Annotated in this window: 9 protein-coding genes; 8 read left to right on the forward strand and 1 reads right to left on the reverse strand. The window is 31.9% G+C overall.

Annotated features, from left to right (window positions below; translation table 11 throughout):
* On the reverse strand, positions 1-1,761 hold a 1,761-nt coding region (locus LDL23_RS02520), incomplete at its 3' end, for a prolyl oligopeptidase family serine peptidase (protein ID WP_291264303.1).
* A gap of 116 nt (positions 1,762-1,877) precedes the next feature.
* On the opposite strand from LDL23_RS02520, the gene LDL23_RS02525 reads away from it, so the two are divergent.
* The 8 genes from LDL23_RS02525 to LDL23_RS02560 all read left to right on the forward strand — a co-directional run bounded on the left by LDL23_RS02525 (position 1,878) and on the right by LDL23_RS02560 (position 9,867).
* Positions 1,878-2,330, forward strand: a complete 453-nt coding sequence (locus tag LDL23_RS02525; protein WP_291264304.1) for a hypothetical protein — start codon at positions 1,878-1,880, stop codon at positions 2,328-2,330.
* Positions 2,331-2,360: 30 nt separating this feature from the next.
* Positions 2,361-3,821, forward strand: a complete 1,461-nt coding sequence (locus LDL23_RS02530) for a polysaccharide biosynthesis C-terminal domain-containing protein (RefSeq protein ID WP_291264305.1) — start codon at positions 2,361-2,363, stop codon at positions 3,819-3,821.
* A 62-nt stretch (positions 3,822-3,883) separates the two neighbouring features.
* Entirely contained in the window at positions 3,884-4,330 is a 447-nt protein-coding gene (dut, locus tag LDL23_RS02535) for a dUTP diphosphatase (protein WP_291264311.1), read from the forward strand.
* Positions 4,331-4,415: 85 nt separating this feature from the next.
* On the forward strand, positions 4,416-5,426 hold the full coding sequence (locus LDL23_RS02540) for a sugar phosphate nucleotidyltransferase (RefSeq protein WP_291264306.1): 1,011 nt from the start codon (positions 4,416-4,418) through the stop codon (positions 5,424-5,426).
* A complete protein-coding gene (locus LDL23_RS02545; RefSeq protein WP_291264307.1) occupies positions 5,427-6,794 on the forward strand; it encodes a tetratricopeptide repeat protein in 1,368 nt (455 codons plus the stop codon).
* Positions 6,795-7,559 (forward strand): DUF4292 domain-containing protein, encoded by a 765-nt coding sequence (locus LDL23_RS02550; protein ID WP_291264308.1) that lies wholly within the window; start codon positions 6,795-6,797, stop codon positions 7,557-7,559. It begins immediately after the preceding gene.
* Between the two features lie 46 nt (positions 7,560-7,605).
* Positions 7,606-8,841, forward strand: a complete 1,236-nt coding sequence (locus tag LDL23_RS02555; protein WP_291264309.1) for a peptidoglycan DD-metalloendopeptidase family protein — start codon at positions 7,606-7,608, stop codon at positions 8,839-8,841.
* Between the two features lie 72 nt (positions 8,842-8,913).
* Positions 8,914-9,867, forward strand: a complete 954-nt coding sequence (locus tag LDL23_RS02560) for a 2-hydroxyacid dehydrogenase (RefSeq protein ID WP_291264310.1) — start codon at positions 8,914-8,916, stop codon at positions 9,865-9,867.
* Positions 9,868-10,000 lie beyond the last annotated feature (133 nt).

Here is a 10,000-nt window from a genome sequence, read left to right on the forward strand (position 1 = left end):
ATATTTATCAAGCGAAGCCATATCTAATCTTCCCATTTCAGAAATAACGACTTTGAATAAATCAGGACGCTGTGTCATGGCAGCACCAACGACTAATCCACCATGCGAACCGCCATTAATAGCTAATTTGTTTGGATTGGTATATTTTTCTCGAATTAAAAACTCAGCAGCATCAACAAAATCATTAATCGAATTGATTTTCTTTAATCCTTTACCGTCTTTGTGCCAGTTTTTCCCTTTTTCGCCTCCACCTCTAATTTGCGCAAAGGCATAAACGCCACCTTTTTCCATAAAATGCAATAATCCAGTGTCGTAATTTGGACTGCTAACACTTCCAAAACCGCCATAAGCTCTTAATAAAGTAGGATTGTTTCCATTAAGCTCAATTCCTTTTTTGTGAATGATAACGATTGGAATATCTTTATTGTCTCTACTTTTATAAGTAATCGTTTTGGTTTCAAAATAGTTAAATGGAAATAAAGTTGGTTTTGGCTGAATAAAATCATTAAAATAAATATCATTCGCTCCAGTTGTAATATTTAGCTTGTAATTTAATGAAGAAATGGTGTACGAATAAAAAGTAACAAAAAGTTCATTTGTTTTTTCGTCATAAAATCTAATTTGAAAATCCATATTGTGTGGCGCTTCAAATTTTCGAATAAATTTTCCAGTATAATCGTAAACAGACATATAATATTTGCCCATATTGTTATACTTACAAATAATATAATTTTCTAAAAAGGTAGTTCCAATAAGCAAATGAGAATATACTTGAGGAATTAAGACCGTACTTTCTGCTCGATTGTTTATATCAAAGTAACTCACATTTCCCCATGGATATTTTTCATCCGAGAAATAGCATTTATCGTTAATAATATTTAAAAGATTTAGATTCGTTTTATCGTCTTTTATGAAGTTATTAAATTGAAATTGTTCGTTTTCAATTGTAGTATAATAGTAGTTATTTGTGGTTTCATCTTCGCTTGTTTCAACAACAAATAATTTATTTTGTTTGGTAAAAAAAATGAAATTAGCTTTTGATTTTGAAGTATCAAAAACCAATTGGTCTTTACTTTGAATATCTCCAATTTTATGATAGTATAACTGATAAGTAGAATCTTTTTCAAAGAATTCTTTGTTTGAATTTTTCTTATAAAAGATACCTCTGTCGCCATTCCAAGCAACATTTGAAAATTTAACATCCGTTAGAACATCGTCAAGATATTTTTTGTTGGCAAAGTCTTTAAATTTAATTTCTTGTCTATCGCTTCCGTTTGGACTAATTTTAAAAGCCAAATATTTATTGTTTTTAGAAGGAAAATATCCAGATAAAACTACATTCGCATCTTTGTAAACATCAAACGGATCAACCAACGGTTTGCCTAAATCATTTAAACTTTCTCGGTAATATAAAACGCTTGGTTTGTTTTTGTCGATTCTATAGGTATTGTAAAAATACTTTCCTTTTTTACTTGGCAATCCATTCGTAGACAAATAATCATAATCTTTTATTTTGAATGAAAAATTATAATTTCTAACTAATTCTGATAGTTTTTCTTCGCTAATATTGTTTTGTAAAGTTACCCAATCAGCAACTTCTTTTTCAGTAGTGTTTTCCAACCATGCATAATTGTCTTGTATGGTAATTCCATGTTTTGAAAGCGTTGAGGGAACTTTTTTGGTTTCAATTTTTTGTTGAGAAAAAACAAAGTTTAAACCCGAACTAATTAAAAAAAGAAATAATAAAACTGTTGTTTTCATGTTAAATGCCGTAAGAAAATTACTAAAGGCGAAAATATTCAAATTAATTTGTAATTACCTTAGTTTTGGCTCTTTTTTTGCTTTAAATTAGTGGTAATTTTAAAAATCAAGACAGCATGAAATATTTAGTTACAATTTTATTAGGGTTAATTTTCATTTCATGTGGTTCTACAAATATAATTGCGCAAGATAACATCCAGTCTGCTAGTTATCAAGGTTGGGTAGCAGGTGTTCGTGGTGGCGGAAGCGGTATTAATTTTTATGTAGAACTTACATCAGAATTACCATCAAATATTGAATTGAAAAGACTAATTTTCAAAGGCTATGAAGTGTCTTTTACTAAACAAGATAATTTACATTTTCAAGCGATGATAAAAACACCAGGAAATCAACAAAAAATTGAAGGAGATGATTCGCAAACATATACTAGCCCTAAAAATGCTTTAACATTAGCCGATAACGAAGCTATTTTGATTTTTCAAAAAGACGGAAAAGAATACCAACAAAAAATAACAAATGTAACCGAAAAACCAGCCTTAGAATATCCTTCTGCTAGACCAAAGTTTTAATTATATTTGTTGTCTATAAATAAATAAAATTTGAGTCTCTATAAAAGTCTTTTTAAACAAACGGCAATCTACGGCATAGCAACGGTTTTGCCTAGAATTATTAGTTTTATTCTAAACCCCATTTTTGTTTATTATCTTACAGATAAAGAAAAAATGGGTGAGGTTTCCGTTATTTTTTCCTATCTGGTTTTTTTCAATGTGATTTTATCTTACGGAATGGAAACCGCCTTTTTCCGTTTTTATAATTCGGAAGAAAACAAAGGGAAAGTAATATCTACATCTACTATTTCGCTTTTTTGGTCCACGATAGGATTTTTAGCTTTGTTTCTTTTATTTCGAAAAAACTTAGCACTTTGGTCAGAAATCAACGTAGAATATATCGTTTTTACCATTTGGATTTTAGCTCTAGATGCACTAGCGATTATTCCGTTTTCCAAAATTAGAGCCGAAGGTCGCCCTATAAAATATGCCGTAATTAAGATTTCAAACGTTTTAATTAATTTATTACTAAACGTTTTCTTTTTGATTCTGCTTCCTGATTTAGCAAACGAATCTTCGAATCCATTATTACAAACTATATACCATGATGATTTTCAAATTGGCTATATTTTTGTTGCAAATTTAATTGCGAGCTTAGCCACTTTACTTTTTGTTTTGCCTGATTATTTCAAAATCAAATGGCAATTTGATGCAGATTTGTGGAAGAAAATGATGCAATACGGCTTACCTATTTTGGTAGCCGGAATTGCATTTGCCATCAACGAACATTTTGATAAAATTTTATTAGATTGGATGAATGTCGACATGGCTGACATTGGAGCCTATTCCGCTTGTTATAAAATAGGAATGTTCATGGTCTTATTTCGAACCGCTTATACATTAGGGATTGAACCGTTTTTCTTTAGTCACGCTAAAAATGAAAATGCACCTCAAACTTATGCTACGATTACCAAATATTTTGTCATTTTAGGTTCGTTTATTTGTTTGGGAGTTATCGTTTTTGCGGATATTTTAAAATTGATTTTAGTCCCAAAAGCTATTTATTGGGATGCTATGGATGTGGTGCCACTAATCGTTTTGGCGAATTTCTTCTTAGGGATTTACACCAATTTATCGGTTTGGTACAAATTAATTGATAAAACTAGAGTGGGAGCCTATATTTCAATTGTAGGAGCTCTAGTGACTTTAATTTTAAATTTGCTTTTAATTCCAATGATAAGTTACATGGGTTCGGCAATTGCTACCATTTTGGCTTACGGAACTATGATGTTTATTTCGTATTATATGGGACAAAAGAAATATCCAATTCCGTATGATAAGAAATCGATTTTTACCTATTTAGGATTAGCAATAGTGCTTTCGGGAATTTCATTTTATGTACCTATTTTACGTGAAACTTACGCCTTCGGAATTGCAGCTATCTTGTTTTTTGCTTACTTTGTGTACCGAAACGAAAAAGAAACCATTTTAACGATTATCAGAAGAAAATAATAACTTTGAATTATAGATTTAGTTAGGATTTCTCCAATTTCTAAAATCTGTGTTCCAAAAAAATTGAATTAAAAATGCAAATCAAAATCATCAATAAATCCAATCACGAGTTACCTAACTACGAAACCATCGCTTCGGCAGGAATGGATTTACGTGCTAATATTTCAGAACCTATTACTTTAAAATCATTAGAAAGAACTATCGTAAAAACCGGACTTTTCATTGAATTGCCAATAGGTTACGAAGCGCAAGTACGTCCAAGAAGTGGTTTGGCAGCTAAAAAAGGAATCACCGTTTTAAATTCACCGGGTACAGTGGATGCCGATTATAGAGGAGAAATTGGCGTGATTTTAGTAAATTTATCCAATGAAGATTTCATAATCGAAAACGGAGAACGCATCGCCCAATTAATCATAGCCAAACACGAACGCGCTGAATGGTTTGAAGTAACCGAATTATCAGAAACTTCTAGAGGCGAAGGTGGTTTTGGAAGTACGGGAGTGAAATAAGTGTTCCGAAAAACATCAAAAATATAATCATAGCGAACTTTGCGAAAAACCTTTGCGAATTTTGCGTTTAAAATAAAAATATACCATGAAAATAATAGTACCAATGGCAGGTCGTGGTTCACGCCTTCGCCCACATACCTTAACTGTTCCAAAACCATTAATTCCAGTAGCAGGAAAACCAATCGTTCATAGATTAGTGGAAGATATTGCAGGAGTTTTAAATCAGAAAATAGACGAAGTAGCGTTTATTATTCATGAGAGTTTTGGTAAAAAAGTAGAAGAAGATTTAATTGCGATTGCTCAAAAATTAGGCGCAAGAGGAACGATTTATTATCAAAACGAAGCATTAGGAACGGGTCATGCGATTATGTGTGCGAAAGATTCATTGGAAGGTCCAGCAGTTATTGCTTATGCGGATACTTTAATTCGTGCGGATTTTGATTTAGACACAACCGCTGATAGCGTTATTTGGGTAAAACAAGTGGATCAACCAGAAGCTTTTGGTGTGGTAAACTTAAATGACAATGGAGAAATCATCGAATTGGTAGAGAAACCAAAAGAATTTGTGTCGGATTTAGCCGTAATCGGAATTTATTATTTTAAAGATATTGCCGTGTTGAAAAACGAATTGCAATCGGTGTTAGACAACAACATTATCCACGGTGGCGAATACCAAATTAACGATGGTATTAAGCAAATGATGGCAAAAGGCATGAAATTTGTACCAGGACAAGTAGACGAATGGATGGATTGCGGAAACAAAGATGTTACCGTTGAAACCAATACAAGAATGCTAGGGTTTTTACATAACGATGGAGAACATTTGGTGGATTATGATGTGAAATTGGAAAATGCAACTATTATTCCGCCATGTTATATCGGGGAAGATGTGGTGTTGATTAATGCTACGGTTGGTCCAAATGTTTCATTAGGAAAAGGATGTCACGTAATTGATTCTACTATAAAAAACAGTTTGATTCAAACTCACGCACATATTAAAAATGCCAATTTAGATAACGCGATGATAGGAAATCACGCGAGTTTTGATGGCAATTTTACAAGTATTAGTATTGGAGATTATTCGGTTTTAGAATAGATGATAAAGAAAAAACACATAGCTTTTTTGGCGTTCCTGCTTTTTAGTTTTGGGAATCACTTGTTCGCACAAGAAAATCCCGATGCAATTGCTTTGGTGGATGACCAATTGGAAAATAATTTTTACGAAGCTGTGAAACAACGCGGCATCGAAAATTACGATAAAGCTATTGTGGCGATTCAAAAGTGTATTGAAAAAGAACCAAAAAATGCGGCTTTTCAATATGAATTAGGCAAGAATTATTTGAGCCTAAAAAATTATGTTGATGCGGAAAATGCCTTCAAAAAAGCAATCGAGTTAGACAACAAACAACGTTGGTATTGGAACGGATTGTACGATGTGTATTATCAAACGAAAGATTATCAAAAATCGATTCCAATTGTAGAGAAATTAGTAGAGTTCGATTCCAATATGAATGAAGATTTAGTGTCGCTTTACATGAACACAAATCAACACGGAAAAGCATTGGATTTGTTGAAAGACATGGAATCGAAATCTAAGTTGACCAGCAGCATGGAATATTATAAATTGAAGATTCAAGAATCGAATGCGTACACAAAACCACAAAAAGAACAATTAGAAGAAGCCATCAAAAAGCAACCTAATGTAGAGCAAAATTATATTGATTTAATTATTTTGTATATAAATTTTAATCAAGAAGATAAGGCCTTTGAAGTGGCAAAACAATTGGAAATAGAAATCCCAAATTCCGATTGGGCACACGTAAGTTTAGTGAAATTTCACTTAAATAATAACGATGGTGAAAATGCATCAAAATCGATGTTTAAAGTTTTGGACAATGACCGAATGGATTTGAAAATCAAACATCGTGTTTTTAATGAGTTCTTAATTTTTGCTGTTAAAAATCCATCGTATTTAAAAGATGTAGATAAAGCAATACCTTATTTTGATAACGATAGAGAAATCAATGTAGCAAAAGAAGTGGCGAAATTTTTCTGGAAAAAGAATGATTTAGAAAATGCGACGAAATATTTTGAGAAAGGAATCAAAAGAAATTCCAATGACTTAGAAGCCATGGAATTGAATTTAGAAGTTTTAATTCAGAAGCAAGATTTTCAATCAGTAACTAAGAAAGCAGAAGAATATTTGGAGTCATTTCCTACCCAAGTTGGGTTTTATTTTTATGCAGGTTTAGGATACAATCAACTTAAAGAATATAAAAAAGCAAAGAATATTTTAGAAAATGGCTTGGATTTTGTTGTTGAATTTAATCCGTCAGAATCTGGAATTTACAACAATCGTTTCAATGTTAATTTTTACAAACAATTAATTATCAGTTGTGAGAATTTGAATGATAATGCAAAAAAAGAAACGTATACCAACAAATTAAAGCAATTACAAAAATAAATGAAGTCAATTATATCAGCCTTTTTAATCGTTTTTTTAATCGGATGTAAGCCAAAACAAACCGTTGCAACAGCTGCAGCAAATGAAAACACCGAAGTTTCAAAAGTAATCAATGGTCATTATAAAAATCAACATGATTTTAAAACCTTGAACATAAGAGCTAACGCTAAATATGAGGATGAAAAGCAATCACACTCAATGAATGCTGATATCCGCATCAAAAAAGACGAAATCATTTGGATAAACATTAAGTTCTTAGGAATTCCAATGGCAAAAGCTATGATTACTCCAACCAAAGTAAGTTATTATGAAAAAATAAATAATACGTATTTTGAAGGTGATTTTAGTATGTTAAGTAATTGGTTGGGAACCGATTTAGATTTCAATAAAGTACAGAATTTATTTCTTGGAAAAGCAATTGACGATTTAACAAAAGACAAATGGGTTTCTGAAGTAGTAGAGAAAATGTTTAAGTTGTCATTGCCAAATAGTTCTGATGTTGCAAAAGAATTTTATTTCGAAGGCGCTAATTTTTTATTGAAGAAAGAAACAATTTCTCAAGCAAGTCAAAACCGAAATTTAGAAATTCGTTATCCTTCGTACAAAGAAGAAAAAGGGATGTTTTTACCAAACGAAATCAACATTAAAGCAGAACAGAAAGATAAAATTACAATTGATATTGAGTATAAGAACACAACATTTAATGAAGATTTGAGTTATCCTTATTCAGTGCCTAGTGGTTACACCGCAATTGAAATCAATTAATTTTTTATTTAACTAAAAAAACTACCTTTGTAAAAATCCTTGTTGCATGAATCAATTTCTTAAAATCGTATTTTTCTTTTTCATTACAAGCCTATGTTTTGCTCAACCTTCTGAACAGCAAAAACTAGAAGAGCGCAAAGCACAAATTCTGAAAGAAATTTCAGAAAATAAATCGCGTTTAGAAACCGAGAAGAAGAAAGAGAAATCGGTTTTAACCCAAATTAATCAGCAAAAACAGTTGATTCAATTAAGACAAAAATTATTGAATACTACCGCAAAGCAAACGCGTATTCTAAGCGATGAAATCTATTTGACGCAATTAGAAATGAACAAGTTAAATAGAGAATTAAAAGTTCTAAAGGAAGATTACGAAAAAATGATTGTAAAATCATATAAAAGTAGAAACGAGCAAAGTAGAATTATGTTTATTCTTTCATCTGAGAATTTCCTCCAAGCTTACAAACGAATCCAATACATGAAACAATATGCAGGATTCAGAAAAATGCAAGGGGAAGAGATTAAAGACAAGCAAACAAAATTATTACAAGCCGAAAAACGTTTGTCTGAAAGCAAAAAGGAAAAAGAAGTTGTTTTAGCACAAACTGAAAAAGAAAAGCAAGAGTTAGAAAAAGAAAAACAAGAACAAGAACGCTTAGTTAAGTCGATACAAAAAGATAAAAAGAAATTAGCAGCTGAGATTACCAAAAAGCAAAAAGAAGCAAAAGATATCGATGCAAAAATTAAAAAATTAATTGCTGCCGAAATTGCTGCTGCTAACAAACGTAACGCAGAGAAGTCAGGAACTACAGCTCCAAAAGCCGGAACAACTGCAGCTTCAAAGTTTGTTTTATCTGCAGAAGGAAAAGTAGCTTCAGATAATTTTAAAGCGAATAAAGGTAAACTTCCATGGCCAGTTGTAAAAGGATATGTTTCTTTACCTCACGGAGATCAGCCACATCCAGTTCATAAGAATTTAACTATTCACAATAGTGGTGTTGAAATTTCTACTGAGCCAGGTTCTTCTGCTAGAGCGGTTTTTGGTGGTGAAGTATTACAAGTACAAGTGATTTCTGCAAATAATAAAGCAGTTTATATCCAGCATGGAGATTTTATTACGGTTTACTTAAACTTGTCATCGGTAAGTGTTACAAAAGGACAAAAAGTTAACATCAAACAGAATATTGGAAAAATTCATACCGATTCATCAGGTAAGGCGGTTATTAAGTTCTTAGTATTGCAAAATACTACTACTTTAAATCCAGAAGCTTGGTTGAATATGTAAAAGTTAATGAGGTCGAATTGGCCTCATTTTTTTTGAACCCTAATTTTGTACTTTTATATAAAATACGAATACATGAATCTAAGTAACATCAAAATTCTTCACATCGATAGTAATCATCCCTTACTTTGGGAGCAATTACAACAAGCCGGTTTTCAAAACGAAGCTGATTTTACTTCATCCAAACAAGAAGTAGAAGCTAAAATTGAAAACTATCAAGGTATTGTCATCAGAAGCCGCTTTAAAATTGATAAAGCGTTTTTAGATAAAGCTACTAATTTGCAATTCATCGCTAGAGTTGGTGCTGGTTTAGAAAGTATCGATTGTGATTACGCTACAGCGAAAGGAATTCATTTAATAGCGGCTCCGGAAGGAAATGCCAATGCCGTTGGTGAACATGCTATCGGAATGTTATTATCACTTTTTAATAACTTGAACAAAGCCAATAACGAAGTAAAATCGGGTCAATGGAAACGAGAAGCCAATCGCGGTCATGAATTAGAAGGCAAAACAATCGGAATTATTGGATATGGAAATATGGGAAAATCTTTCGCAAAGAAACTTCGCGGATTTGATGTAACCGTTTTGTGTCATGATACCTTGTCGAATATCGGAGATACCAATGCCACACAAGTCTCACTATCCGAACTTCAAGAAAGAGCTGATATTTTGAGTTTGCACACACCTTGGACACCCGAAACTGATAAAATGATTAATGCTAATTTTATTAATCAATTTAAAAAACCATTTTGGTTGATTAATACCGCAAGAGGAAATTCGGTGGTAACAGCTGATTTAGTTGAAGCATTGAAATCAGGTAAAATTTTAGGTGTAGGTTTAGATGTTTTAGAATACGAAAAACTATCTTTCGAAACTTTATTTGAAGGTGAAAAACCAGCCGCTTTCGAATATTTATTACAAGCTGAAAATGTATTGCTAACACCACATATTGCAGGATGGACATTTGAAAGTCATCAAAAATTAGCGCAAACGATTGTAGATAAAATAAAAGGTATTTACGCAAATTAGGTTGTAACAAAATTTGACAAGTTAGACTTATATGTAATATTTTTATATATTCGTAAAAACTAACCAAAACAAAAAACAAATGGAAGTAACCAACCAACAAGAAACTTGGAATCAGCCAAACAACAACATTCCG

Source organism: Flavobacterium sp. (assembly GCF_020217025.1).
Lineage (GTDB): Bacteria > Bacteroidota > Bacteroidia > Flavobacteriales > Flavobacteriaceae > Flavobacterium.